Source organism: Ruegeria meonggei, assembly GCF_042768335.1.
In the GTDB taxonomy this organism is placed as follows: domain Bacteria; phylum Pseudomonadota; class Alphaproteobacteria; order Rhodobacterales; family Rhodobacteraceae; genus Ruegeria; species Ruegeria meonggei.
The window spans coordinates 830,933-857,792 of record NZ_JAXHBT010000001.1 but is presented as its reverse complement, the minus strand read 5'-3'; the positions used below and the strand labels follow the sequence as shown (position 1 = coordinate 857,792).

The 26,860-nt window shown below is 56.5% G+C and carries 25 protein-coding genes; 10 read left to right on the top strand and 15 right to left on the bottom strand.

Translation table 11 applies throughout. The features are described 5' to 3' along the window. Positions 1–3 precede the first annotated feature (3 nt). Positions 4–1,146: an acyl-CoA dehydrogenase family protein gene (locus tag SJY13_RS04320; RefSeq protein ID WP_377188092.1), complete on the bottom strand. Its 1,143-nt coding sequence runs from the start codon at positions 1,144–1,146 to the stop codon at positions 4–6. 95 nt (positions 1,147–1,241) lie between these two features. After that, positions 1,242–2,357 (bottom strand): carboxylate-amine ligase, encoded by a 1,116-nt coding sequence (locus SJY13_RS04315; protein WP_377188089.1) that lies wholly within the window; start codon positions 2,355–2,357, stop codon positions 1,242–1,244. Between the two features lie 138 nt (positions 2,358–2,495). On the opposite strand from SJY13_RS04315, the gene SJY13_RS04310 reads away from it, so the two are divergent. Continuing rightward, on the top strand, positions 2,496–3,347 hold the full coding sequence (locus SJY13_RS04310) for a class I SAM-dependent methyltransferase (protein ID WP_377188086.1): 852 nt from the start codon (positions 2,496–2,498) through the stop codon (positions 3,345–3,347). A 71-nt stretch (positions 3,348–3,418) separates the two neighbouring features. Continuing rightward, entirely contained in the window at positions 3,419–3,895 is a 477-nt protein-coding gene (locus SJY13_RS04305) for a fasciclin domain-containing protein (RefSeq protein ID WP_377188083.1), read from the top strand. Between the two features lie 52 nt (positions 3,896–3,947). Here the strand turns inward: SJY13_RS04305 and SJY13_RS04300 are convergent, their stop codons facing one another. Both SJY13_RS04300 and SJY13_RS04295 read right to left on the bottom strand, forming a co-directional pair. Beyond that, on the bottom strand, positions 3,948–4,532 hold the full coding sequence (locus SJY13_RS04300) for a L,D-transpeptidase (protein WP_200818605.1): 585 nt from the start codon (positions 4,530–4,532) through the stop codon (positions 3,948–3,950). Between the two features lie 208 nt (positions 4,533–4,740). Then, complete coding sequence (locus SJY13_RS04295) at positions 4,741–6,240, bottom strand: CoA-acylating methylmalonate-semialdehyde dehydrogenase (RefSeq protein WP_377188079.1); 1,500 nt, start codon at positions 6,238–6,240, stop codon at positions 4,741–4,743. 101 nt (positions 6,241–6,341) lie between these two features. On the opposite strand from SJY13_RS04295, the gene SJY13_RS04290 reads away from it, so the two are divergent. The 3 genes from SJY13_RS04290 (at position 6,342) to coaD (ending at position 8,316) form a co-directional block, all read left to right on the top strand. After that, positions 6,342–7,244 (top strand): LysR family transcriptional regulator, encoded by a 903-nt coding sequence (locus SJY13_RS04290; RefSeq protein WP_377188076.1) that lies wholly within the window; start codon positions 6,342–6,344, stop codon positions 7,242–7,244. Positions 7,245–7,304: 60 nt separating this feature from the next. Continuing rightward, positions 7,305–7,742: a CBS domain-containing protein gene (locus SJY13_RS04285; protein WP_085823893.1), complete on the top strand. Its 438-nt coding sequence runs from the start codon at positions 7,305–7,307 to the stop codon at positions 7,740–7,742. A gap of 82 nt (positions 7,743–7,824) precedes the next feature. After that, complete coding sequence (coaD, locus tag SJY13_RS04280; protein ID WP_085823892.1) at positions 7,825–8,316, top strand: pantetheine-phosphate adenylyltransferase; 492 nt, start codon at positions 7,825–7,827, stop codon at positions 8,314–8,316. Here the strand turns inward: coaD and gap (SJY13_RS04275) are convergent. From gap (SJY13_RS04275) to gap (SJY13_RS04265), 3 genes are all read right to left on the bottom strand, one after another. Then, positions 8,313–9,317, bottom strand: a complete 1,005-nt coding sequence (gene gap / locus SJY13_RS04275; RefSeq protein ID WP_377188071.1) for a type I glyceraldehyde-3-phosphate dehydrogenase — start codon at positions 9,315–9,317, stop codon at positions 8,313–8,315. The genes coaD and gap (SJY13_RS04275) overlap by 4 nt on opposite strands. Before the next feature lie 82 nt (positions 9,318–9,399). Then, a complete protein-coding gene (locus SJY13_RS04270) occupies positions 9,400–9,543 on the bottom strand; it encodes a hypothetical protein (protein ID WP_200818598.1) in 144 nt (47 codons plus the stop codon). A 71-nt stretch (positions 9,544–9,614) separates the two neighbouring features. Further along, on the bottom strand, positions 9,615–10,616 hold the full coding sequence (gap, locus tag SJY13_RS04265) for a type I glyceraldehyde-3-phosphate dehydrogenase (RefSeq protein WP_377188068.1): 1,002 nt from the start codon (positions 10,614–10,616) through the stop codon (positions 9,615–9,617). A gap of 181 nt (positions 10,617–10,797) precedes the next feature. On the opposite strand from gap (SJY13_RS04265), the gene SJY13_RS04260 reads away from it, so the two are divergent. Beyond that, entirely contained in the window at positions 10,798–11,763 is a 966-nt protein-coding gene (locus tag SJY13_RS04260; RefSeq protein ID WP_377188065.1) for a DUF808 domain-containing protein, read from the top strand. A gap of 25 nt (positions 11,764–11,788) precedes the next feature. On the opposite strand, the gene SJY13_RS04255 is transcribed toward SJY13_RS04260, so the two are convergent. Further along, the gene (locus tag SJY13_RS04255; protein WP_377188062.1) at positions 11,789–12,238 is read right to left on the bottom strand and encodes a hypothetical protein; all 450 of its coding nucleotides are present in this window, start codon (positions 12,236–12,238) and stop codon (positions 11,789–11,791) included. Between the two features lie 203 nt (positions 12,239–12,441). Continuing rightward, the gene (tkt, locus tag SJY13_RS04250; protein WP_377188059.1) at positions 12,442–14,463 is read right to left on the bottom strand and encodes a transketolase; all 2,022 of its coding nucleotides are present in this window, start codon (positions 14,461–14,463) and stop codon (positions 12,442–12,444) included. A 234-nt stretch (positions 14,464–14,697) separates the two neighbouring features. On the opposite strand from tkt, the gene SJY13_RS04245 reads away from it, so the two are divergent. From SJY13_RS04245 to SJY13_RS04235, 3 genes are read left to right on the top strand one after another with little or no spacing between them, the layout of a single operon-like run. Next, the gene (locus SJY13_RS04245) at positions 14,698–15,495 is read left to right on the top strand and encodes a hypothetical protein (protein WP_377188056.1); all 798 of its coding nucleotides are present in this window, start codon (positions 14,698–14,700) and stop codon (positions 15,493–15,495) included. Beyond that, positions 15,495–15,890 carry a cell division protein ZapA gene (locus tag SJY13_RS04240; RefSeq protein ID WP_377188053.1) on the top strand — a complete coding sequence of 132 codons (396 nt, stop codon included), beginning with the start codon at positions 15,495–15,497 and terminating at the stop codon, positions 15,888–15,890. Before SJY13_RS04245 ends, SJY13_RS04240 begins: the two co-directional genes overlap by 1 nt. After that, positions 15,887–16,240: an MliC family protein gene (locus SJY13_RS04235; protein WP_377188050.1), complete on the top strand. Its 354-nt coding sequence runs from the start codon at positions 15,887–15,889 to the stop codon at positions 16,238–16,240. Before SJY13_RS04240 ends, SJY13_RS04235 begins: the two co-directional genes overlap by 4 nt. On the opposite strand, the gene grxD is transcribed toward SJY13_RS04235, so the two are convergent. The 6 genes from grxD to SJY13_RS04205 all read right to left on the bottom strand — a co-directional run bounded on the left by grxD (position 16,241) and on the right by SJY13_RS04205 (position 23,233). After that, on the bottom strand, positions 16,241–16,603 hold the full coding sequence (grxD, locus tag SJY13_RS04230) for a Grx4 family monothiol glutaredoxin (RefSeq protein WP_085824056.1): 363 nt from the start codon (positions 16,601–16,603) through the stop codon (positions 16,241–16,243). Continuing rightward, positions 16,590–16,880: a hypothetical protein gene (locus SJY13_RS04225; protein WP_377188046.1), complete on the bottom strand. Its 291-nt coding sequence runs from the start codon at positions 16,878–16,880 to the stop codon at positions 16,590–16,592. The genes grxD and SJY13_RS04225 overlap by 14 nt, the downstream gene beginning before the upstream one ends. Positions 16,881–17,062: 182 nt before the next feature. Beyond that, complete coding sequence (locus SJY13_RS04220) at positions 17,063–17,299, bottom strand: BolA/IbaG family iron-sulfur metabolism protein (protein WP_377188043.1); 237 nt, start codon at positions 17,297–17,299, stop codon at positions 17,063–17,065. Positions 17,300–17,432: 133 nt separating this feature from the next. Then, positions 17,433–19,592: a phosphoribosylformylglycinamidine synthase subunit PurL gene (purL, locus tag SJY13_RS04215; protein WP_377188040.1), complete on the bottom strand. Its 2,160-nt coding sequence runs from the start codon at positions 19,590–19,592 to the stop codon at positions 17,433–17,435. Positions 19,593–19,784: 192 nt separating this feature from the next. Next, positions 19,785–22,049 carry a mechanosensitive ion channel family protein gene (locus tag SJY13_RS04210; RefSeq protein ID WP_377188037.1) on the bottom strand — a complete coding sequence of 755 codons (2,265 nt, stop codon included), beginning with the start codon at positions 22,047–22,049 and terminating at the stop codon, positions 19,785–19,787. Between the two features lie 278 nt (positions 22,050–22,327). Further along, positions 22,328–23,233, bottom strand: a complete 906-nt coding sequence (locus SJY13_RS04205; protein WP_085824061.1) for a LysR family transcriptional regulator — start codon at positions 23,231–23,233, stop codon at positions 22,328–22,330. 169 nt (positions 23,234–23,402) lie between these two features. Here SJY13_RS04205 and SJY13_RS04200 point away from each other — a divergent pair, with 169 nt between their 5' ends. After that, positions 23,403–26,822: an indolepyruvate ferredoxin oxidoreductase family protein gene (locus SJY13_RS04200; protein ID WP_377188033.1), complete on the top strand. Its 3,420-nt coding sequence runs from the start codon at positions 23,403–23,405 to the stop codon at positions 26,820–26,822. Positions 26,823–26,860 lie beyond the last annotated feature (38 nt).

The following is a 26,860-nucleotide window of genomic DNA, read 5'->3' as shown; positions in this document are numbered from 1 at the left end:
TCCTCAGCGTTGGGCAAGCATTTGTCGAGACACGATGACCCGCATGATTTCATTTGTGCCTTCCAGGATCTGATGAACACGCAAGTCGCGGACCAGCTTTTCGATCCCGTAATCCGCCAGATAGCCATAGCCGCCGTGTAATTGCAGGCATTGGTCAACAACTTTCGAACCGGTCTCGGTCACGAACTTCTTGGCCATAGCGCAAAACTTGGTTGCGTCCGGGGCTCCCTGATCCAGTTTCCAGGCGGCCTGACGCAGAAAGGTACGGGCGGCCTGCAAATCTATCTCCATGTCTGCAAGTCGAAACTGCAGGGCCTGAAACTGGTCGATAGATTGGCCAAAAGCCTTACGCTCGGACATGTATTGCAGCGTCATGTTCAGCCCAGTTTGTGCAGCCCCAAGCGAGCAGGAGGCGATGTTCAACCGTCCCCCATCCAGGCCCATCATCGCGTATTTGAAACCGTCGCCTTCGACACCAACAAGGTTTTCCGCCGGGATTTTACAATCGTCAAACTGGACCTGCGCAGTGGGTTGGCTTTTCCAGCCCATCTTTTGTTCCAGCGCTCCAAAGCTAAGACCGGGCGCACCATCCTCGACATAGACCGTCGATATCCCCTTGGGCCCCTCCTGACCGGTGCGCACCATGCAGACATAAGCATCAGAGTAACCACCACCTGATATGAACGCTTTGGTGCCGTTCAGCGTAAAGCCTTCATTCGTCCGGTCAGCTCGGGTTTTCAAAGCGGCCGCGTCAGAACCTGATCCGGGTTCGGTCAGACAATAGCTCAGCACGGTCTGCAGGCTCAGCACATTAGGCATGATGCGGGATTTCAGGTCGTCACTGGCAAAGCTGTCCAGCATCTTTGCGCACATGTTGTGGATGGACAAGAACGCTGCGACCGAGGGGCAAGCCATTGAAAGAGCTTCAAACACCAGGGTCGCGTCCAATCGGGTCAGGCCCGAACCACCACTGTCTTCGGGTACGTACAGGCTGCCGAAACCCAATTCACCGACGCGCGGCCACAGGTCTTTGGGGATGGTTCCGTCCGCCTCCCATTTCTGGGCGTAAGGGGCGATGTTTTCCTGCCCGAACTCATACGCCATGTCGAAGATCGCGGTCTGCTCTTCTGTCAATGCGAAATCCAAGGCTTGCCTCCCACGCTGCTAAATGAATTGAACGAGTGTTTATTTCTGAATCCTTACAGAAATTTTGCACGGGCAGCAATCTTTGGCGCCGGGCTTCAGAGGTCGAAGTGGTATTCTTCGATAAGATGCCTGACGACTGCCTTGCCCGGATCTTCGCCGCCGGCCGAAGCCTCGGCGTAAACACGGCGCTGTCTGGTGGAAGAGGTTCCGTTCTGTGCGATTTGTTGCAGGCGCGCCAGTTCGGTCATGGTTCCAAGAATCTCGGCGTCTTCCGCCAGCATCCCCATCAATTCACCCATCAACTCGGGCATGGGTTTGATCGAACGATCACCGAAATCAATCAAACCTTCTCCCACTCCGTACCTTTGCGCACGCCAGCGGTTTTCACCGATGAGGAACTGATCATAGTTTCGCCACCGCAGGTTCCGATCCTTCAGCCGGCACAGCATTCGCGTCAGGGCTTGCAGCAATGCAGCCAGCGACAAGGTATGTTCAAGCCGAGGCTGCACGTCCATGATCCGGGTTTCCAGGGTCGGGAACCGGTGGGACGGTCGCAGGTCCCACCAGATTTTGGTGGTGTCCTCGATTACGCCCAGTTCGACCAGAATGCCGGTGGTTCGCTCGTATTCGGACCAACTGGCCAAAACCGGCGGCAGGCCGGTACGGGGCAGGTTGTCAAAGACAGTCAGGCGATACGAGGACAGCCCCGTATCCTCTCCATTCCAAAACGGAGACGATGTGGACAACGCCAGAAGATGAGGTAGGAAATACGACAGCTGTGGCATCAAATCGGCGCGCAAAGCTGGGTCCTCTACCCCGACATGCACATGCATGCCGCAGATCAACATCCGCCGCGCGACACCACCCAATGCGTGCTGCAAAGCGTCATAGCGGTCTTTGCGTGTGTGGTGCTGTTTCTTCCAATCGGCAAACGGGTGACAGGACACGGCAATCGGGGCCAGGTTGTAGTCGGCGGCGCGTTCCGCCACGCAAGAACGCAGGCGCTTTAGGTCCTCACGTGCGGATTTGATCGTTGTGTGGGGGCGGGTGCCAACTTCGATCTGACATTGCAGGAATTCGGGGCTGACCTGGCCTTGAAAGTCGGCCTGGCAGGCCTCCATCAGGGCGGCGGGTGCTTCGGCGAGCTCAAGGCTGTCGCGATCGACCAGCAGATACTCTTCTTCGATGCCCAGCGTGTATTCCTGCTGCATGGCGGCCCTCGCTTAACTATTCGAAACAGTGAATACGGATTTTTGCGTTTTGCCAAGTGTTTGACCGCGCAGCGCTTGCAGAGCCCCCACCCGCAGCGGTATGGAGCAGATCAGTTATGTCCCATCCGGAGCCTGCGTGTGAAACCCAGAAAATTCCTACGGCTCAATGCCATTTTTGATCGATTTGGTGTGAAACTGATCGACAAAGTGACCGAGAAGGATGAGCGCGCGCGGCTTGAGGCCTTTGAGCGGGCAGGGGGGCTAACCCGCCCGGCCTACGCGCTGTCGCCGGGGATGGAGGGGTTCGATATCAGCCAACTCGTTGCTGAGTTCAAGGATCATGCTGACGCGTTGGACGCGTTGAAAGACCCAGCGCGCAACCAGACCGGATATCGTATCGGCAACGGCTATTATGACAGCCCGGACGCGGAAGCGCTATATCTGATGATCCGTCGGTTTGCGCCCAAGCGTGTGATTGAAGTCGGGTGCGGAAACTCTACCCGTGTGACCCGTCAGGCGATCACCGACGGCGGGCTTGATACGCAGATCACCGCGATTGACCCGTATCCTCGCGCCGATATCGCCCATGTGGTCGACCGGTTCGAACAGAAACGGCTGGAAGAAGTTGATCCGGCGTTGTTCGAACAGCTTGAGGCCGGAGACATCCTGTTCATCGATTCCAGCCATGTTGTTCGAATGAGCAATGACGTGGCGCATCTGTTCTGCCGCATCATTCCGGCGTTGAGACCGGGCGTGGTGATCCATGTACACGATGTTTTTCTGCCTTATGAATACCCCAAGCGATTTTTCTATGACTGCCCGGGTTGGGGTGAGCAATACATGCTGCATACTTTGCTGCAATCGTCCGCGTATTCAATGCTTTGGCCGGGGTATTTTCTGCAGCAGGATCGCCCTGATGCGGTTGAGGCATTACCCTTTTTAAAGGAGGGTCGCGCCCAAAGCATCTGGGTGCAGATCAAGGAAAAATGATCCCAAAGTGATCCGACGCAGCGAAGCGCCCGTAACCCTTTCCATAACAAGCTGGAGAGGAGAAAACAGCCATGTTTCGCCGTACATTCATGGGCGCTGCCGCCGCACTTGCACTTGCTTTGCCCGTAAAGGCTCAGGCCGCTGATATCGTGGATACCGCCGTTTCGGCCGGATCATTCAACACGCTGGTCGCAGCGGTTCAGGCGGCAGGTCTGGTCGATACGCTGAAAAGCGATGGACCGTTCACAGTTTTTGCCCCCACGGATGAGGCTTTTGCTGCTTTGCCCGAAGGAACGGTCGAAACTTTGTTGCTGCCTGAGAACAAAGACCAACTGATCGAAATTCTAACCTATCACGTGGTTCCGGCCAAAGTGATGTCTGGCGACATCGCGGGCAAGCGCGCAAAGGTTCTGACCGTCCAGGGTGATCGTTTGAGCGTAAACGCGAAAAACGGTGTGAAGGTCAATGGCGCCAAAGTGGTTCAGGCTGACATCGAAACCAGCAATGGCGTGATCCACGTGGTCGACGCGGTGATCTTGCCGGAATAAGAACTACTACTTGAAGTAAAAAGCCCCGGTCCTGATGACCGGGGCTTTTTTATCAGACCAGCCTGACCTGGGTTCCGACTTGAACCAGAGGATACAGTTCCTCAACATGTTGGTTGTACAGGCCAATGCACCCGGAGGAGCTTTGACGCCCAATCTTGCGCGTGTCGTGGGTTCCATGCACCAGATAGGCCGGCCAACCCAAATACATAGCGCGGGTGCCAAGTGGATTTCCGGGCGCGCCGCCATCCATACGGACTGGCAGGGACGGGTCACGTTCCCGCATCGACGATGTCGGAGTCCAGCTTGGGTTCTCGGTTTTGCGCACAACCTTGGTATAGCCGCGCTTGGTCAGCTCTTCGCTCATCGGAACCGAGCTTGGGTACAGCTTATAGGTTCCGTCCGCCCCCCAGTAATGCACCGCGCGGCTTGTGATATCTGCTAACAGGCAGCCAACACCCAGCTCATCAAAGTGATCCTGCCAGTTTTGCTGTGAGAACGACGAAACATTGCGGCGAACCGGCAGTTGCGTGCTGATGGCCTCTTCATTTTCTGGGAAAGCATCGGCGCTTTGCGCGCGTACCACGGCGGGCGTCGCCAGAAGGGACGCGGCCCCCAGCAACGCAGAGCGACGGGTCATGCGGGAGTTTGACAATTTTGCCTCCGGTTCAGGAAATGCTCGAACAACGATTTGATGGTAAATTATTGCCGACGGATCCGTTTTTCCAGAGTTTGCCCTCTGAATTTATCGTGAGGCCGCAAAAATTGTTGGGTTCTAGCGACGTACCGCCGAAAACAACCCGGCCTGATGCAGGCCGGGTTGGGTATCTACATGTCAGTCAAGCAGATCAGTCCATTGCCCTAAAGTTAAATTCGCCGCCTTCTTTGATACCGGACGGCCAGCGCGCGGTAACGGTTTTGGTTCGAGTATAGAACTTAAAACTGTCGGCACCGTGCTGGTTCAGGTCCCCGAACATGGATTTCTTCCAACCGCCAAAGGTGTGGTATGCCAGCGGAACCGGGATCGGTACGTTGATGCCAACCATCCCGATATTCACCCGGCTGGCAAAGTCGCGCGCTGTGTCACCGTCGCGGGTGAAGATCGCCGTGCCGTTGCCGTATTCATGGTCCATCGCCAGTTTCAACGCTTCTTCGTACGATCCAGCACGTACTGTCGACAGAACCGGGCCAAAGATTTCCTGCCTGTAGATATCCATGTCGGGTGTGACGTGGTCAAACAGATGCGGCCCGACGAAAAAGCCGTCCTCGTACCCTTGCAGGCTGAAGTCACGGTTATCGACCACCAGCTTCGCGCCTTGTTCCACGCCCGAGTTGATCAGCCCCAGAATACGCTCTTTCGCAGCACCGGTCACGACAGGGCCCATATCCACATCGTCGCCCGCCGTATAGGGACCGACTTTCAACTTTTCGACCCGGGGGATCAGCTTTTCGATCAGCGCGTCTGCAGTTTCGTCACCGACCGGAACAGCAACCGAAATGGCCATGCACCGTTCGCCAGCCGCGCCAAACCCGGCACCAACCAAAGCGTCAGCAGCCTGATCCATGTCCGCGTCGGGCATGACGATCATGTGGTTCTTAGCCCCGCCAAAGCACTGTGCACGTTTGCCATTCGCCGTTGCGCGCGAATAGATATACTGCGCGATCGGCGTCGACCCGACAAAGCTGACACCTTGAATGGTGTCGCTGTCCAAAAGCGTGTCCACAGCTTCTTTGTCGCCATTAACAACCTGGAAGACACCTTTGGGCAAGCCTGCCTCAACAAACAGTTCGGCCAACATCAGTGGCACCGAAGGGTCACGTTCAGACGGCTTCAGAACCACCGCGTTTCCACACGCCAACGCAGGGCCGACATGCCACAATGGCATCATCGCCGGGAAGTTGAACGGCATGATCGAGGCGACGACCCCCAAAGGCTGACGCATCGAATACATGTCGATGCCCGGACCCGCGCTGTCGGTATACTCGCCCTTCAGCATCTGAGGTGCGCCGATGCAGTACTCAATGACCTCCAGCCCGCGCTGCAAATCGCCTTTGGCATCGGGAATGGTTTTGCCGTGCTCGCGGCTGAGCGCCTCGGCCAGCTTGTCCATGTCGCGGTTCATCAGGCCAACCATGGCCATCATCACTCGCCCGCGTTTCTGTGGATTGGTTGCACCCCATGCAAGCTGCGCGGCTGCGGCACTTTCAATGGCTGCAGTAGTTTCTGCGACGCTCGCCATCGGGCATTTGTATTGCACTTCGCCCGTGGCCGGGTTGAACACATCGTCAAAACGGCCAGACGTACCGGCAACGCTTTCACCGTTGATGAAATGGGACAGTTCGGACATTGCAATCTCCTCGGATGATTTTGCGCAGAATAGGCTTGCAGAAATAGGTTGAACAGAGGCAATGTTTCAAAGGTGTTTTGCAAAAATGCAAAGGGTGGCCAATGGCTCCAAATTGGGACGATATGCGTGTCTTCCTGGCCGTCGCACGCGAGGAAAGCCTTTCCGCCGCCGGACGGCTGTTAAAGATTGACCCGGCCACAGCTGGTCGGCGGATTGCGCGGCTGGAAGTGTCTCTGGACGCGCCGCTGTTCACAAAATCGCAGCAAGGGTATGTTCTGACCTCTGCGGGTGAGAGGCTGATGGCACATGGCTTGCAGGCCGAAGAGGCCATGCGCGCGGCGGCGGGAGCGCTTGCTGGTTCGTCCAAAACGCTGAGTGGCCAGATCAGGATAGGGGCCCCGGACGGAAGCGCGAATTACCTGTTACCGCAGGTTTGCGCCAAGATATGTGATGCCAACCCGGATCTGGACATCCAGATTCTCGCTCTGCCGCGCATCATCAACCTGTCCCGCCGCGAAGCTGACATGGCCGTAACGGTCAGCGCGCCGACCGCCGGGAAACTGCTGGTTCAGAGGATATGCGACTATAAGCTGCATCTGGTCGCAACGCAGGCATATCTGGCGGATCACCTACCGGTCCAATCACTGGAGGATCTCAGAGGGCACCGGATGATTGGCTATATCCCTGACATGATATTTGACCGCGAGCTGGACTATTTGGTGGACATTGGCATTGACCGTGTCCCTCTGGCCTCAAACTCGGTTTCGGTGCAATTGCGGCAGGTTGCGTTGGGATCTGGGATCTGTGTGGCTCATGATTTCACACTGCCGTTCCACCCCGGTCTGCAGAAAATTCTGACAGATCAGGTCAGTCTGACCCGAAGTTTTCATCTGGTCCGTCACGAAGGTGACCAACGTAACGAGAGGCTGAATCGCTTTGCGCAGGCACTAAGCCAGGGTATTCGCGAAGAGGTTGAGCGACTTGAAGCCGAAGCTTCACCTTGACAGGTTCAGGCATTCCGGCAACGCTTTGGAAAACAGGAAGTTATTTCGGAGGTTCCGCGTATGCTTGTTCAGGCCATTCTGAAATCCAAAGGCTCCGGGGCGGTTGAAACCGTCAGCCCGTCGCTTACCGTTTCCGAGGCCGCTAAAATTCTGGCGGCAAAGCGCATCGGGACGGTGGTCGTGTCTGAGGATGGTGGTGAGACGGCGGCGGGTATCCTTTCAGAGCGTGACATCGTGCGGGAACTGGGCTCTAGCGGTAGCGGTTGCCTGACCGAGCCGGTCAGTACCTACATGACAAGTGAGCTGGAGACAGCATCACAACAGGACTCGGTTCAGGATGTTTTGTCACGCATGACCGAAGGCCGTTTTCGGCACATGCCCGTTCTGGAAGACGGCAAACTGATAGGTATTGTGACCCTGGGCGATGTCGTCAAAGCACAGCTGTCCGAGCTGGCGATGGAAAAAGACGCATTGGAAGGCATGATCATGGGGCATTAGGTCCGGACTGCCGCGTACCCTCTTGCACCTTTGGTGAAGTTATGTTTGCTAGCGCGGAAATATTGTTGCGCAGGAGGCCCCTATGAGGGTTGGATTATATCCCGGAACATTCGATCCAATCACTTTGGGTCATATCGACATCATTCGCCGCGCGTCTGCTTTGGTTGACAAGTTGGTCATTGGCGTTGCGATCAACCGCGACAAGGGACCATTGTTTTCGCTGGAAGAACGCGTGGCTATGATCGAGGCAGAATGTGCGTTTTTATCCGCACAGACTGCCACTGAAATTGTCGCGCATCCGTTTGAAAATCTTCTGATTGATTGTGCCAGCGACGTCGGCGCACAGATCATCGTCCGCGGACTAAGGGCGGTGGCAGATTTCGAGTACGAATTCCAGATGGTCGGCATGAACCGGGTTCTCGACGATTCCATCGAAACCGTGTTCCTGATGGCCGAAGCAAGGCATCAGGCGATCGCGTCGAAACTGGTCAAAGAAATCGCCCGGCTTGACGGAGATGTGTCGAATTTCGTCACGCCTCGCGTCAATGCCGCTTTGCGTGAAAGGTTAGGTTAGGTTAGGGCACCCATCGTCGCCGCTGTGTCCAGCATCCGGTTCGAGAAACCCCATTCGTTGTCATACCAGGCCAACACGCGGACCAGCGTGCCGTCGGTGACTTTGGTTTCTGGCAGAGAAACGGTCGAACTGTGCGCATCATGGTTGAAATCCACTGAGATCAGCGGTCGGTCTTCAGCAGCCAGAACACCCGGAATCTTAGCGGCTGCTTCAGTGAACAGCGCGTTTACTTCCTCTTCCGTGGTTGGGCGCGAGACTTCGGCAACCAGATCCACAACCGAGACGTTGGGCGTTGGAACGCGGATTGCCTGGCCGGTCAGTTTTCCCGCCAGCTGCGGCAGAACCAAGCCGACAGCGGATGCCGCGCCGGTGGTGGTGGGGATCATCGACAACGCTGCGGCGCGCGACAGGTAAGGGTCTTTGCCGGCTGTATCGTGAACCGGCTGGCTGGCAGTATAGGCGTGAACGGTGGTCATGTTTCCGTGCACGATACCAAGACCCGCATCCAGCGCGGCTGCGACAGGAGACAGGCAGTTGGTGGTGCAGGATGCGTTGGACACGACCCTGTCCTCGGCTGTCAGTTCGTCATCATTGACGCCAAAGACAATAGTCTTAACGCCGCCATCACCACGCGCGGGAGCCGAAATTAGAACCTTGGTTGCACCGTTCTCAAAGTGGCGAGAGGCGGCTTCGCGGGTCCGGAAAACACCGGTGCATTCCAGAACAACATCTACATCGGACCAATCCAGCTTTTCCGGCTCACGCTCACTGGTCAGGCGGATAGGGCCGGCGCCGACGTCCAGACCGTCATCCGTCAGGGTTACGGGTTTTGTGTAGCGTCCATGTACGCTGTCGAACTCAAACAGATGCGCGTTTATTTCCGGCTTGGCCAGATCGTTGATCGCAACAATCTCGACATCCGTGCGGCCCGATTCCATTACCGCACGCAGAACACCGCGTCCGATCCGTCCAAATCCGTTTATTGCCAGCTTGAGTGTCATGTTCTGCTCCGTCCGAATGTCGGCCAATATAAAGTTAGCGCTAACAAAGCTAAGTTGACACGAAAGTCAAGCAAAACCTCTGTCAGCGCCAGAAAGCGAGCCAGTCCAGAAAGGCATAAAGCTTCTTGCCCAAAAACACAAAATGCTCGGGTCCAAACAGGGCATAGTCGACCACACACCCGCCTAGAATCAGCAGGCCTAGCCAAATTGCGATTTGATTGGTCATAGTGGCCCCGAACGACAATGCCCGCCCAGATAACCTGAGCGGGCAAAAAGGTTCAAGAATTCAAAGTGGTCTTAGTTAAGCCGGCCCATCGCAACTGCAACGTCAGCCATGCGTACAGAAAAGGCCCATTCATTGTCGTACCAGGCCAACACACGCACCATGCGATTGTTCACCACGCGCGTCTGGTCTGGCGCAAAGATCGAGCTTTCTTCGGTGTGGTTGAAGTCGGTCGACACAAGCGGTGCCGGCTCATAACCCAGAACACGCTGCATCGGTCCTTGCGCGGCTTCGCGAACGACAGCGTTCACTTCGTCGACCGTGACATCGCGCCCAGCGCGGAAAGTCAGGTCAACGGCTGATACGTTCGGTGTCGGCACGCGGATGGCAGACCCGTCCAAACGACCTTTGAGGTTGGGCAGAACCTCACCCAACGCCTTGGCCGCGCCGGTCGAGGTCGGGATCATCGACATGGATGCGGCCCGCGCGCGGTAAAGGTCACCATGACGGCGGTCCAGCGTCGGCTGATCGCCGGTATAGGCGTGGATCGTGGTCATGATGCCGTGCTCAATCCCGATGCCTTCGTCCAAAACCTTGGCAAGCGGCGCAAGGCAGTTCGTGGTGCACGAGCCGTTCGAAATCATCTTGTCCTGAACAGTCAGGCTGTTGTGGTTGACGCCATAGACGATTGTTTTGTCCACATTTATGCCGGGGGCCGACAGCAGGACCTTTTGGGCGCCGCGTTCCAGATGGGTGTTGGCTTTCAGGCCATCGTTGAACTTGCCGGTGCATTCCAGTACGACGTCACAGCCATCCCAGTCCAGTTCGTTCATGTTATAGGTCGAGAACACCTCCATCGGGCCACGGCCCAGGTCCATCGAGTTTTGGGTGATGGCGACGTCACGGGGAAAGCGTCCGTGGACACTGTCGTATTTCAGCAGATGCGCGGTTGTTTCCAGCGGGCCTGTTGCGTTGACCTTGATCACTTCAATGTCGTTCCGGCCCGAAGCGGCGATGTGCGACAGGGTGCAGCGGCCAATACGGCCAAAACCATTGATACCGACCTTGATGGTCATATGAAGCCTCCAGATGCGCTTGCTTTCAGGGCCATATAACGGTCATTTGGCATTCTCAAAAGAGCAAAAGTGACATATTTTTAACGTGTTAGCGCAAACCTGCGCCGGTTGCGCTAACGCTTGCGCTAGCCGCCCGATCAGGTAGGGTCCGGAAGCGGCAGATGATAAGAAAGGAAGCAGCATGAGCGGTCTGTTGGCCCTGTTGGATGATGTAGCAGGGATCGCAAAAGTTGCGGCGTCTTCGGTGGATGACGTTGTGGCTGCGGCGGGTAAGGCCGGGGCCAAGACCGCTGGTGTCATAATCGACGATGCTGCGGTGACGCCGAAATACGTTCAGGGTTTCGCACCAGCGCGTGAATTGCCGATCATCTGGCGAATTGCACGCGGATCTGTTTTCAACAAGATCGTTTTGTTGCTTCCGGTGGCTTTGTTGCTTGCCAATTTTGCGCCCTGGCTGATCACGCCACTGTTGATGTTGGGCGGGTCCTATTTATGTTTCGAGGGCGCTGAAAAGATCTTTCATGTCCTGTTTCCGCATGGCAGCCACGTCATTGACGAAGATATGAAAAATCCAGATCCGGGTCATCTTGAGGAGCAGAAGGTCAAGGGCGCGATCAAGACCGATTTCATCCTGTCGGCTGAGATCATGACCATTGCACTTGCCGCGATTGAGGCACCGAACATCTGGATGCAGGCCGCGACGCTTGCGGTTGTTGGCCTTGGCGTAACGCTGGCGGTTTATGGCTCGGTCGCGTTGATCGTCAAAATGGACGATGTCGGGCTTTTCCTGGCGAAGAACGCGCCAACACCGATTGGCCGCGGAGCGGGTAGGGGCTTGGTCAAAGCGATGCCGGTAGTGATGAAAGTACTGTCTATCGTAGGCACTGCGGCGATGCTGTGGGTCGGTGGTTCGATCATCATTCACGGGCTCGAGGTTTTGGGCTTTGGCTGGCTGGGGCACCATATTCATGACTGGGCCTACGTTGTTGGGCACATGGTGTCGGCGCAGTATGTAGGCGCTGTTGAGTGGATTGCCAAAGCGACGATGGACGGTGTGTTTGGCCTAGCCTGGGGGTTTGTGTTGATCCCCTTGGCGACCAAGGTGATTGGTCCGTTACTTGGAGTATTTTCTGGAAAGTCCGCTTAGAGCCCAAAGTGACCCACCATACGAATTACTTGAAGGAGACTTCCTCTTTCAGTTCCGCTTTGTCAGGTACTCGAAGGTAGATTTGAGGTTGCTCATATAATGTGCTGCCGCTCTCGGAATCTACTAAATACAACGGCTGGGAACCGGTGACCGTAGGTGACCACCCTTTCGGTGGGGCAATGGCTGGCGAAATATTGTCGTCGACTCCAATGTGGCCCTTTGTATAGCCGTATTCACGACAACTGCCGCTGACCTTGTCTAGAATTACTGTTTTGCAAAATCGACCATATCCGCTGCCGTTGCAGTCGCTTGGGTCGCGATACAATGTGAAGTAGACCAGTTCAGCAGTTTCAATTCTTGAACCCTTCGGGAACCCGCAAATAGAGCGGTCAAGAAGTTGTTCAATAAAACGTATTATTGGCGGAAAACTTGCCACCGCTTGAGGGCTAAACGCAAAAAGCAATAGCAGTGCCATTGGCCAGGTAAGCTGCTTCATACTCAGAAAGTTACCCTTTGAGATGGATGTCAGAACGAAGTCCGAGACTACTGGAGGTCAATCTGCCTTGCAATCCAAGGTCTGCAAAGTCCGCATTGCTGACATTCAGACTTCGTACCTTTGAAATGAAAAGGGGCGCTCTGATGAGCGCCTCCCGTTTCTTTTCTGTCAAAAATGCTGGATCAGCCCAGTAATCCCCTGACCTTGGCAACTGTCGCCTCGGCGGTGATGCCGAAGTGTTTGTACAGTTCACCCGCGGGTGCCGAGGCTCCAAAGCCGGACATGCCAATAAAGCCTGCCTTGGCTTCGCGGCCGCGTTCGCCCAGCAGCCAGCGATCCCAGCCTCCGGCGCGGACTGCGGCCTCGATGCCGACACGAACGGGTCCGCCGGGCAGTACGCGTTTGCGATAGGCTTCGTCCTGCTGCGCGAACAATTCCATACATGGCATAGAGACGACGCGGGTGCCAATACCCTCCGCCTCGAGCATGGCCCTGGCTTCCATCGCCAGCGAAACTTCGGACCCGGTGGCAATCAGGATGGCCTGACGCTTGCTTTCAGCATCAGCCAGAACGTATGCGCCCTGAGCGGTCAAGTTTTTGGCCTTGTGGTCCGTACGTACCGTTGGAACGCCCTGACGGGTTAGTGACAGGACCGAAGGGCTGTCTTTGATAGTCAGTGCCAATTCCCAGGCTTCGGCGGTCTCAATCACATCGGCGGGGCGAAACACAAGTGTATTTGGCGTCGCGCGCGAAATGGCCAAATGTTCAACCGGCTGGTGGGTCGGGCCGTCTTCGCCCAAGCCGATCGAGTCATGGGTCATGACGAAAACGGTGGGCACTTTCATCAGCGCCGCCAACCGCATGGACGGGCGGGCATAGTCGGTGAAAGCCATGAACGTGCCACCATAGGGGCGGATGCCGCCGTGCAGTGCCATGCCGTTCATCGCGGCGGCCATGCCGTGTTCACGGATCCCGTAGTGGATGTAACGGCCCTTGCGGTTTTCCGGTAGGAACACGCCCATATCGGCGGATTTGGTGTTGTTCGATCCAGTCAGATCCGCTGACCCGCCGACGGTTTCGGGCATGATCGGGTTCACGACGTTCAGAACCTTCTCAGACGCCGCGCGGGTCGCCAGTTTTGGCTGATCTTCCGACATCAGTTTTTTGAAGGTACGGATCGCCCCAGCCAGCTTTTTGGGGGCCTCGAACGCATAGGCGCGGTTGAACTCGGCCTGTTTGCGGTCGGATATGGTTGCAAAACGCTCTTCCCATTCGGCGCGATCAGAGGCGCCACGGGCCCCGATGGCCTCCCAGGCAGATTTCACATCGGCCGGGATTTCGAAGGCGTCATGTGGCCAGCCGTAACCGTCTTTTGCAGCTTTCAGCTGCCCCTGATCGGTCAAGGCGCCGTGGCCTTTCGACGTATCCTGTGCCGCGTGACCCAACGCAATGTGGCTTTCGCACGCAATCATCGTCGGTTTGTTGGATTCTTTTGCCTGCACGATGGCTGCATCGATGGCTTTGGGATCGTGTCCGTCAATCTCAATCACATGCCAGCCTGACGCTGTAAAACGGCGCACCTGATCAGTGCGGTCGGCGATGTCGACTGTGCCGTCGATGGTGATATTGTTGTTGTCCCAGAAGACGATCAGCTTGCTCAGCTCGTGTCGACCAGCCAGTGTGATGGCCTCTTGGCTGACACCCTCCATAAGGCAGCCGTCGCCGGCGATTACATAAGTATAGTGATCGACGATCTTCTTGCCGTATTGCGCGCGCTGAATTTCCTCGGCCATGGCAAAGCCAACCGCGTTCGAGATACCCTGACCCAACGGGCCAGTGGTCGTCTCGATCCCGTCAACCAGGAAGTTTTCGGGGTGGCCTGCAGTCTTTGCGCCCAACTGGCGGAAATTCTTGATTTCGTCCAGTGTTACATCTGCATTGCCCGTCAGGTATAGCAGGGAATACACCAGCATCGAGCCATGGCCCGCTGACAGGATAAACCGATCGCGGTCAGGCCAGTTCGGGGCCGAGGCGTCGAATTTGAGGTGCTTTTCAAACAGGACAGTCGCAACATCGGCCATGCCCATCGGCATACCGGAATGGCCGGAATTGGCGGCGGCGACGGCGTCAAGGGTCAGGGTGCGGATGGCGGCCGCCTTGTCCCAGTGTTCGGGGTTGGCATTGCGCAGCGCAGTCAGGTCCACGGGCGTTGTTCCTTTGGATTACAGGCAGATGGGGCGCTCAATATCATTCAGCCCCCAAAGTGCAAGCAGAACTGGGTTTTGCGGCTGGCAATTGGTTAAAGAAAACGGTCCAAGCTGTTGAAAGCAAACAGTGGGTATTTTCCGCCCCGTTGGGTTAGACTGGGTCAAGCGCGCGGAAATGTTGATTCGGACACTCCGCGAGACAAGGAACCTTGATCAAGAGGTGGCAGGGGCATGAGCCAGATCGAAGAACTACAGCGCCGTATTGTTGCCGCGATGGAACGGATCGGTACCGGCGTCGAGGTGTTGCGGAATGTTGCACCACCCAGCGGCGGCCAGGATGACGCAATACGCGCAGCTTTGGATGATGAACGCGTCGCCAATGCTCAGCTGGAAGAGCGGTTAACGACGCTGAAGGACCGTCATCAGCAGGAAGTCGACGCGATGCGCGCCGATATGGAAAGTCTGCGAAACGTCCCAACTGAAGACCCGGAAAAAGGCGCGTTGCGCGAACAGCTTGCTGAGGCTACCGCACGGCTGACCTCGGTTGAGGCAGCCCGGGCCGAGCTGGCCGAGGCCAAGGCCGCACTGGAAAACCAGGACGAGTTGGAAGCGCTGAAGGCGGAAAACACAAAACTGGTGGCTGTCGCAAACAGCACACAGGAGTTGCAGGCCGAAAACAACCGCCTGAAATCCGAGCTTGCCGACAGCGAACGCGTGGCCGAATTGAGCGCTGAGCTTGAGATGTTGCGCGCCGAACGCTCAAGCCACGGAGCGGCGATGTCGCGCCTTGATGATGATTTGCAGCGCATGCGCAAGGCGAACGATCAGCTGCGCAAATCGGTGGATGAACTGCGGGCTGCAGCCGAAGACGGCGTTCCGGATGCAGAGCTTCTTAACCGCGCGACAGTGGCCGAGCTTGAGGCAACACGCGCGGCTCAGGCGACGGATGCCGCCGAGGCGCACGCTGTGCTGGCCCGGTTGGAGCCGTTGTTGTCACAAGCGAAACTGGCCGAGGGAGAGGTAGAATAATGCCTGAATTAACAATTCAAATCGGCGGTCGTGGTTTTGACGTGTCGTGCCAGGAAGGCGAAGAGGTCTTTCTGCAATCAGCCGCGAAAATGCTGGATGACGAAGCACAAGTCCTGTCCGATCAGATCGGCCGTATGCCGGAATCACGGATGCTACTGATGGCGGGTCTGATGCTTGCCGACAAAGTGGCCGGAACCGATGACAAGATTAAGTCGCTTGAGGCCAAACTGACTGCGGTCGAGGCCGAGTTACAGTCCCTGCGCAACATGCCACAGCCCGAACCCGAGAGGATCGAAGTGGCCGTTGTACCGCCGTCTGTGACTGATACGCTGGCAGAATTGGCTGCACGGGCCGAGGCTTTGGCCTCTGTGATTGAGGAAAGCTCCGCCACATGAACACTCTGAAAACTGTCGCTTATGCTGCGGCTCTCGTATGTCCCGCCACGGTGGCCTTGGCCCAGATCGACATTTTGCCGGTCACCTTCACCTGCGACAATGACGTACCTTTGGAAATTGCCTATTTCAACGCCCAGGACGGGTCCAGCGCGGCTGCGATGATAGTTGATAATCAGCTGGTCACGTTGCGCCAAGCTCAAAGCGGATCAGGAATTCGCTATGAATCTGAAGGCGGGGTAGGGACGTATGTCCTGCGATCCAAAGGCTGGGATGCGACGGTGAGCTTTCTGGCGACAGATGCGGATGCCGCCAGTGAGCAGGTCATTTTGGAAAACTGCGTCAGCCGTTGATCAGGCGTTTGCTTCGCGAATTTTGTCGGCTGCTTCCTTGTCATAGCCGACACCGTTCTCTTCAAAAAGAGTATCCAGTTCGCCAGACAGGGTCATTTCGGTGATGATGTCGCATCCGCCGACAAACTCGCCTTTGACATAAAGCTGCGGCACTGTTGGCCAATCGGAATAATCCTTGATACCCTGACGCAGGTCCTCGTCAGCCAGGACATTCACATCTGCAAAATCCACGCCCATATAGTTCAGCACACCGGCCACGCGCGAAGAAAATCCGCATTGCGGCATCTCTTTGGTGCCTTTCATATACAGCACCACGGTATTGGCTTTGACGGTTTCGTCGATCTGGGTTTTAACGTCGGTCATCTTGCATATCCTTTTCACCCGAATCCGGGGCGGTCGTTTCATCTTGTGACGGGTTGGTGGCCCATCCTTCTTCCTCTAGCCGCCGATGTTCAGCCTGCGCCAAAGCCAGCGGATTCAGCCCATATCTATCAATGCCGTCGACTTTGCTGATTTTGTCCGGGTCTGGACGCATGTCAGCCAGTTTTCGTTTTCTGTTTCGCTTCACATAGGCTTCGATCAGCGCGGCGGCAACTATCAATGCCGCGACGATGCCCATCCAAAACAACCAGCCATTCATTTTTGGCGCTCAACCTTGCCTAAGTACATAGTCGCGGCGTCTGATTTTCCTTATGACACGCCAATACCTCGGCCCGTACTTTAGTAGTTTTGGCAAATCACAACACAAGATCGCCATGCAATGCGCGATATCGAGGACCAGATAGATCAGCCTCAGCAGACCCCAACTGATCGGATCATCCATTACTCCGGCACTTTCGTTGTCAACGCCAATGCATGCAATTCGCCAGCCGGGCCGTCCATCTTACCCTTCAATGCCGCATAGACCGCACGTTGTTGTTGCACCCGGTTTTTCCCGCGAAAGCTTTCGTCCACGACCATGGCGGACATGTGCACACCGTCACTGCCGCCAACCTGAATCTCCGCATCTGGAAAGGCTTGGCGCAGCAGGTGTTCGATATCGTTGGCGCTCATCGGCATGTAGGTTTCTCCTGAAGGTCTTTCCCAAGATGTAGAGCGCCGGGCCGGGGCGTGCAAGGGTCAGATAGGCTCCTTGAAACGACAAAACCTGCACCGGTGAAGGCGCAGGTTTCCAGGCACTTTACTTTTGATGTCAGGCGACGGCTTCGGCAAAACTGGTGCGGAATGTCGCTGTCATCTCTTCCAGCGGAGCCTCGGAGGTACCGATGCGTATGTTGTCGCCTGTGAACCGCCCGACCGAGACCAGCGGAACACCCGCTTGACCCGCGGCGATCATCAGCGCCTCAGCCTGATCAAAGTTGCAGGCGACTAGATAGCGCGCCTGATCCTCACCAAACAGGAACTCGGTCGGGGCATCGTCCAGACAGACACCAACCCCGGCAGCTTCGGCCAGCTCGAATGCAGCCAGAGCAAGGCCACCGTCGCCCAGATCAGTACAGGCTTTGATCATATCGCGGTTGGCGCTGATGAAGTCACCGTTGCGCTTTTCCGCGTCCAGATCGACATACGGCGCGTCACCGTCTTCGCGGTTGAAAACCTCAGCCAGCAGTGCGGATTGACCTAGATGACCGCTGGTGTCGCCGATCACCAGTGCGACGTGGCCCTCGCGGACCTCATTGCCGATGATCTCATCGGTGTGGGTCAGCAGGCCTACCGCGCCAATGGTTGGCGTGGGCAGGATCGCTTGACCGTCGGTTTCGTTATACAGCGAGACGTTGCCGGAAACGATCGGCATATCCAATGCTTCAACTGCGGCACCGATGCCTTTGATCGCTCCGACGAACTGGCCCATGATCTCGGGCTTTTCGGGGTTGCCGAAGTTCAGGTTGTCGGTGGTGGCCAGAGGTTTGGCGCCGACGGCAATCAGATTTCGATACGCCTCGGCCACCGCTTGTTTGCCACCCTCAACGGGATTGGCGCGGACATAGCGCGGGGTGACATCGCTGGTGAAGGCCAGCGCCTTGTCGGTGCCATGCACGCGGACCATACCGGCACCCAGACCGGGTGTGCGCGCGCTGTCGGCCATGACCATGGTGTCATATTGTTCGTACACCCACTGCTTGCCAGCGTAGTTGGGCGAGGCGAGCAGGGCGCGCAACCCGTCAATCGGATCTATCTGAGGCACTTCGGCCAGTTCATCGGCCTCCGGCGTCGGCTCCCACGGGCGGTCGTATTCGGGCGCGGTTGAGGACAGTTTGGACAGGACCAGATCAGCTTTGACCTCGCCGTTATGGACGATCAGGAAGCGATCCTCGGCAATGGTCTCGCCGACGATGGCGAAATCCAGATCCCATTTATCGAACACGGCGCGGGCCTCGGCCTCAAGCTCGGGCTTCAGAACCATCAACATGCGTTCCTGCGATTCCGACAGCATCATCTCATAGGCGGTCATGTTGTCTTCGCGCTGGGGGACGTTCTCCAGATCAAGACGCACGCCCAGACCGCCTTTGTCGCCCATTTCGACAGCGGAACAGGTTAGGCCCGCCGCGCCCATGTCCTGGATTGAGATCACGGCGCCGGTCTGCATCAGCTCCAGTGTCGCTTCCATCAGACGCTTTTCAGTGAAAGGGTCACCAACCTGAACAGTGGGGCGCTTTTCTTCGATAGTGTCGTCAAATTCTGCCGAAGCCATGGTTGCACCACCGACACCGTCGCGGCCGGTCTTGGCACCCAAATAGACAACGGGCATTCCGACGCCGGAGGCAGCTGAATAGAAAATCTTGTCGCTGTCAGCCAAGCCTGCCGCAAACGCGTTTACAAGGCAATTGCCGTTATAGGCTGGGTGGAACCGCACTTCGCCACCGACGCACGGCACGCCGAAACAGTTGCCATAGCCGCCGATGCCTTCGACCACGCCGTTAACCAGTTGCCGGGTTTTGTGGTGGCCCGGTTCCCCAAAGGACAACGCGTTCATTGAGGCGATGGGCCGCGCACCCATGGTGAAGACGTCGCGCAGGATGCCGCCAACTCCCGTTGCCGCGCCTTGATAAGGCTCGATATAGGACGGGTGATTGTGGCTTTCCATTTTGAAGACAACCGCCTGGCCGTCACCGATATCTACCACGCCTGCATTTTCACCAGGGCCACAGATGACTTGAGGGCCAGAGGTCGGCAAAGTCCGCAGCCATTTCTTTGAGGATTTGTAGGAGCAATGTTCATTCCACATGGCCGAGAAAATGCCCAGTTCGGTGAAACTCGGCTCGCGCCCGATGATCTCAAGGATCATGTCGTATTCTTCGGGTTTCAACCCATGGGCGGCAATCAGATCCGGTGTGATGGCTGGCTCTTGCATCCTGTATCAATCCCCGAGATGGCAATGGTTGGCGCCTTTTAGGGGAACCAGCCGCTGGGGGGAAGCGGAAAGGCGATTTGTCCGCTTTGCGTCGGTTTTTTCCCGTTTCTGTTCCATTTTGCCCCCATGAAAAAGGGCACCCGAAGGCACCCCTTTGTTGATCTTGGTATCGCAGTAGGTTTGTTGGCAGCCTTACTTTGGCTGTTCCTTTTGTTGCTGCGCCTGCTGAGCTACCGCATCCCCGGCAGCGGCACTGATCGCCACCTTTTGCTCTTCGGTGACTTGCTCAGCGTCTTCCAACCCCGGGATCGCAACGCGCACTTCGCGACGGGCAAAGTCGATGCCGTTTTCCTTGAAGGCAGCCTTGACCCGGTTGAAGATCTCTTTGCGCAGGGTGAACTGCTTGCCCGGTTTGGCCATGAACTTGCCACGGATGATCATGCCGACATCGTCAAAGTCGAACACGCCCTGAGATTTGAAGGGCTGCAGGAAGCCGTCTTTGTGAACCTCGTCCTCCATCATCTCAGCACCGATCTTCTTGAAGATCTTCTTCACCTTGTTCGGATCGGTATCGAAGGGCACGGTGAATTTCAGCTTCATGATGACCCAGTCGCGGCTGAAGTTGGTGATCTTCTGAATCTCACCATATGGGATGGTATGAACCAGCCCGCGGTGGTGGCGCAGTTGCATCGAGCGGATCGAGATCTTTTCGACCGTACCCATGGTGCCGCCAATATCGACATATTCACCAACCCGGAACGCATCGTCGATCAGGAAGAAGATTCCGCCAACAATATCCGAGACCAGCTTTTGCGCACCAAAGCCGATGGCCAGGCCAAGAATACCGGCACCAGCCAGCAGCGGCGTGATATCCAGCCCCAGCGCACCAAGCGCGAGCAGGACAAAGATCACCGCAATCGCGACCTGAGCAGTCACGCGCAGAAGGGGCAGAACCGTCGCCAGACGTGATCCACCGGAGCCGCCGCCTTCGCCCGCTTCTTGATCGGCACTTTGTTCAACCGCAGTTTGCTCTTTAGCAAGGCGACGGTTGATCCACAGCGAAACGACTTCGTTCAGGATGTAGCCAACCGCAATGATGATGAAGAACTGAATGATCTTGCTGCCGGACTCATCTCCACCGCCTGCAATTTCACTGAGGTCGAGATCCCATGCCCGGGCGATCATCAGAATGACAAGAATACCTGCCAACACCCGTCCGATCCGGATATAGCTGCGCTTGGTGGACTTATATGCGCGCTCTGCCACGGGGCCTTCGCCAAGCATAGGCGGTTGAAGATGGCCAACCAGCCCACGTATCAGCGTATCCAGAGCGGGCGCGATCAGCAGCCAAGCCATGGTGGTGAAATGCGCACCATTGACGAGCAGCGCCAAAGACGAAGGATTGCGTTGAGCTACAATAAACTCGACCAGCAGCCAGATTACCGCCGACACACCGATTGCGAAGTAAGGGTAGTACTGAGCGACTTCCTCATCAAATTTGGAGTGATCAGGGTCGGTACCCAGCATCATCTGAGACAGGCCTTCGCGCGCTGTCCACGCGATCACGCCGATGTAGATGTGTATCGATGCGTTTAACCAGAAACCAATGCGAGTTTCGCCACTGGTAATGCCATTCAGCCTGTTGAAATGCAGCAGGAACAGCGTGAAACCCACCAAAATAAGCAGACCGATCAGGTTGCGGTGCAAGTATTTCGCCCAGTGATCATCGGTATTTACCAGCCGGTAGTGAGGTTTGCTTGGTGCCAGTACGAACCGCGAGGCCGCTGCACCCAAACGTGGAATCCAGATCAGGTAGAAAACGAATGGTGCTGCGTAGGTGATTTGTTCCGGAGTCAGAAGCCCACGCCCGACCGCGCGGATGACGACATAAAACACGACCAAACCTGCGATTTCGCGGCAAAATCGGCGAAACAGGTATCTGACGGCGCCCCAAAGGTCATTTTCATCCCCGACGTCTGCATGTTCGTGCCACCGTCGAGTGAGGAATTCGAATAGCTTTTCGGCTAGGAAGCCGACGACAAGCACACTGAGGATCAGGCCCAAAAGGGTAAATGCGCCGGTTGTACCAAAGGTTGTTGAAAAGTTTTTGAAAGCATCGGCTTGTGCACTGAAAATGTTCGGGACCGTGACGATGACCTGAGTCCACGACGCCACCATTTCGGCCCAAATCTCATTGATTTCTGTGATTGGGTCTTCGCGTTCTTCGGCTTCGGCGGCGTTTTTTTCCGCGACCGCGTCTAGACGCTCCAGCAAGATCGCTCGGACCTGGTCGTCGGACATACGGGCGACCATGTCGTCCACTTGTTCCGGGGTCAGATCATTGGGGATGGTTGTGGTTGCAGTTGAACCGCCAGACGTGGCTTGCTGCGCGGACAGAGGCCCCGAAAGAAAAACAATCGAAAGGATCGCCATCAACAAGCGAATTGGGTGAATCATCGAATCTGTCCTCGAACACAAGTCTTAGTGATTTTTTTTTGATCATAGGTCTAAGTGCCGGACTTTCCCAGATGTTTTGCCACTCGGTGATGGGTCTGATGCGAATAGGCAAAAAAAAGGCCGAGCATAAAGCTCGGCCGTAGTCCAACAGGGAGGTATGAAGATGATGAGCGTTACAGCATCACCGCCTTCGATTGCTCATTTAGTGATCGGTTTGTGAACGATCAAGATGTTTCAGGCCGATCCTTGGACATTCCCGCTATGACCTCGCTGCATAGCTAGAGTTTTCCCATTTGCTTCAGCTGCTTACGCTGAGCGATGATTTCATCCTGTACGAAATCCCGGAAGGCAGCGACGCGTTTGGAATGACGAAGTTCCTCGGGGTAGGCGAGGTACACAGGCACGTCTGCGGTTTCTATATCCGACAGGATCGGCAACAGGTGCGGGAAATCCTGGGTGACGTAATCTGGCAGCAATCCGATGCCCAGATTGTGCAGAACGCCCTGTAATACGCCAAAATAGTTGTTCACCGTCAGCAGCGATTTGGGATTGTAGGTCATCAAATGCCGAACCATCGATGCGCTGGCCCCCACCTGCGGCGCGGACGGGGTTTGGCAGATCAACCTGTGTTTCGAGATATCCTCAAGTGACTCCAACTGTCCGCTTTCGCCCAGATATTCCGGCGTTGCATAAAGCAGCATCTGAACAGTCATCAACCGCTTGCGCACCAGATCGGCCTGGCTGGGCTCTTTCATCCGGATGGCAACGTCTGCCTCGCGCATGGGTAGATCCAGCACGCGTTCTTCCAGCATCAGATCAATGTTCAGGTCCGGGTACTGCTCATAGAGCTTGGGCAGGCGCGGGGCGAGCCATAAGGTGCCAAACCCAAACGTCGTGGTGACGCGCAGGACGCCAAACACCTCTTCCTCGCTGTCGCGGATGCGTGCGGCGGCGGCGTCCAGACGTTTGGACATTGCTGAGGTTGCATCAAAAAGCAGCTCACCCTGTTCGGTCAGGATCAGGCCGCGGGCATGGCGGTGGAACAGGGTCGAATCAAGCGATTCTTCCAGCGCTCTGATTTGCCGGCTGACTGCCGATTGTGACAGGTTAAGCCTGTCGCCCGCATGAGTCAGACTGCCTGCGTCCGCCACCGCGTGAAATATTCTAAGCTTGTCCCAATCCATCGCCGCAACTTTCGTTTTCTTTCGGACTGCCTATATGAAATAGGTAACAACTTCCACATTCAAACCTTGAAATCCTTAGGTTTCAGTGGATAAAGACTATACAGGTCAATATTTATGACCTAAAATGAAAAAAATCGTAGCACACTGATCTGACGAGGGGAGGCGTCTGATGAGTCAGCCACAAATATCGCTCAATGACCGTTTCGATCTGGATAGAAATCCCGTTCTTTTGAACGGAACTCAGGCGCTTGTCCGCTTGATGCTGATGCAAAAGGCGCGCGACTTGCAGGCCGGGTTGAATACAGCCGGGCTGGTGACCGGGTATCGCGGCTCACCGCTGGGTGCAGTGGATCAGCAGATGGTGCGCGCGCATAAGCACCTGACGAAAAGTGACGTCACCTTTCAATACGGCCTGAACGAGGATTTGGCCGCCACCGCGCTGTGGGGCAGCCAGCAGGCTGGACTGCGCGGTGACGGGCGGTTCGATGGCGTGTTCGGCCTGTGGTACGGCAAAGGTCCGGGCGTCGACAGGTCCGGCGACGTGATGCGCCACGCGAATATGGCGGGTACTGCCGAACATGGCGGTGTTTTGGTGGCCATGGGTGATGATCACACCGGCGAAAGCTCGACCGTGTTGCATCAGTCCGAATGGTCCCTGGTCGACATGTATATGCCGATTGTCAGCCCGGCGGGTGTGCAAGAGATTCTGGATTACGGTATCTACGGCTTCGCTCTCAGCAGGTTTGCCGGCGTCTGGGTCGGGCTGAAGACGATGAAAGACACGATCGAAGTCACTTCGGTCGTGGATGGCAGTGCCGACCGGATGAAGGTGTCGGTGCCCCAGTTCGACATGCCCGACGGAGGTTTGAACATCCGGCTGGGCGACACCCCGCACCTGCAAGAGGCGCGGATCATCGACTATAAACGTTTTGCGGCCGAGACGTTCTCGCGGGTTAACAAGATGGACAAGCGGGTGTGGGGCAAACCGGGCGCAAAGATCGGCTTTGTTGCGGCGGGCAAAAACTGGCTGGACCTAAGCCATGCAATGTCATTGCTGAATATTGATGAGGCCGAAGCCGAACGGATGGGGATCACCACCTACAAGATCGGGCAGACCTTCCCGCTGGATATGACCGGGTTCCACGACTGGGCCGAAGGCTTGGATCTCATTGTAATCGTAGAAGAAAAGCGAAAACTGATCGAGGTTCAGGTCAAAGAGGCCATCTTTGATGACCGCCGTGGCCGCCGGGTGTATGGCTGGTACAAAGGCGGGGCAGGCGCGTTGCATCGTGAGGAGCTGTTTCCAACCCGGGGCGCACTGGACCCGATCATGATCGCCGAGAAGCTGGGCGAAATTCTGATCGAAGAAGGCCGCGATACCGACGGCGTGCGCGGCGGATTGGCGAAACTGTCGGACGCGCGACGAGCGGATAACGCGGAAGAGATCGCGACACGCCTGCCGTATTTCTGTTCGGGCTGCCCTCACAACAGCTCGACCAAAGTGCCGGATGGCAGCCGCGCCTATGCGGGGATTGGCTGTCACTATATGGTGCAGTGGATGGATCGAAACACTACCGGGTTCACCCAGATGGGCGGCGAGGGTGCTAACTGGATCGGGGAAGAGCCGTTTTCGACGACAAATCACGTATTCCAGAACTTAGGCGACGGAACGTATAACCACTCAGGTGTTCAGGCGATCCGGGCGGCTTTGTCGGCAGGCACCAATATTACGTTCAAGATACTGTTCAACGATGCGGTCGCTATGACCGGCGGGCAAGGGAACGAGGGCGATCTGACCTCAGAACGGATCGTGGCCGAGGTCACGGCCATGGGTGTTCAGCACGTGGCCTTGGTCTATGACGAAAAGGAAGATGTGAACTTCAAGGCGCTGCCTTCCGCCGTCGAAACGTTCGAACGCGCGGATTTGATGCAGGTGCAGGAACGGTTTCGAGAAATCGAAGGTGTTTCGGTCATCGTGTATGTCCAGACCTGTGCTGCCGAAAAACGACGCCGCCGCAAGCGCGGCACATTCCCGGATCCGGATAAACGGGTCTTTATCAACACCGATATCTGCGAAGGATGTGGCGATTGCGGAGTGCAGTCGAACTGCGTCTCAATCGTACCAAAAGAGACTGAACTGGGCCGAAAGCGGGCGATTGACCAGTCCAGCTGCAACAAGGATTTCTCTTGCGTTAAAGGGTTTTGCCCGTCGTTCGTGACCTTAGAAGGCGCGCAAATCCGCAAGGAAGCAACCACCGAGATTGACCTGCCTGACTTGCCCGAACCCGTTCTGCCCAAGATCAACGGGACGCATAACGTCGTAATCACTGGCGTTGGCGGGACAGGAGTGGTGACCTTGGGTGCGGTGTTGGCACAAGCTGCACAGATCGACGGCAAAGGGGCCGGCATGATGGAGATGGCGGGACTGGCCCAAAAAGGCGGCGCGGTGCATATTCATTGCCGCCTGGCCAACCATCCGGAAGACATCAGCGCCATTCGCGTCGCCACGGGTGAGGCGCATGCGCTGATCGGGGGTGACCTTGTGGTATCTGCGGGGGCCAAAACCCTGGGTCTGACGCGGGCGGGCCAAACGGGCGCCATAGTGAACAGCCACGAAACCGTTACCGGCGATTTCACCCGCGATACCGAGTTCCAAATCCCAGGTGACCGGTTGGAGCTGGCTCTGCAGGCGCGGCTGAAAGGAGGCGTGTCGCTGTTTGATGCGACCGATCTGGCGCGCGCGGTGATGGGCGACTCGATCTATTCCAACATGATGATCTTTGGCGCGGCCTGGCAACAGGGCTTGCTGCCGGTCAGCCACAGCGCCATTTTGCAGGCGATTGAGCTGAACGGCACCGCCATTGAGCGTAACAAACGCGCCTTTGACGTCGGCAGATGGGCCGTTTTGCACCCTCAGGAAGTCTCAGAGATTCTAGAGCCTAACGTGGCGGAATTGCCCAAAACTTTGGAACAAGTGATCGACCATAGGGCCCAACACCTGACGGCTTATCAAAATGCGGGTCTGGCCAAACGGTATCACAAGTTGGTCAACACGTTCGAGGATGATGATCTGAAAGAGGCTGTGGCAAAAGGCTATCATAAGCTGTTATCCTACAAGGACGAATACGAAGTCGCCCGGCTGATGCAGGACAGCCGCGATAAGGCTGCAGCCGAGTTTGATGGTGATTTCAAAATGACCTTCCATCTCGCGCCGCCCATTCTTGGAAAATCAGGCCCCGACGGGCGACCGCAAAAGAAGGCTTTTGGCGAATGGATGCTGGGGCCGATGAGCGTATTGGCCAAGCTGAAAGTCCTTCGCGGGACGCCTTTGGATATCTTTGGTTACAGCACAGAGCGCCGGATGGAGCGAGCTTTGATCAAGCAATATGAGAGGGATATCAAAGAGGTAACGTTGCTTGTTACCCCACAAACCCGCGACGCTGTGATCTCTCTGGCGCGGTTGCCTCTGGATATTCGCGGGTTCGGTCCGGTGCTACAGGCCAACGAGGCTAAAGCAGCGAAACGACGCGAGGAATTGCTGGCTACTATTCGTCACGGAGGGCCGGAACTGCGCAGTGCCGCTGAGTAAATCGTCACAGGAATGTCACGATCCCTAGGCAAATTTGT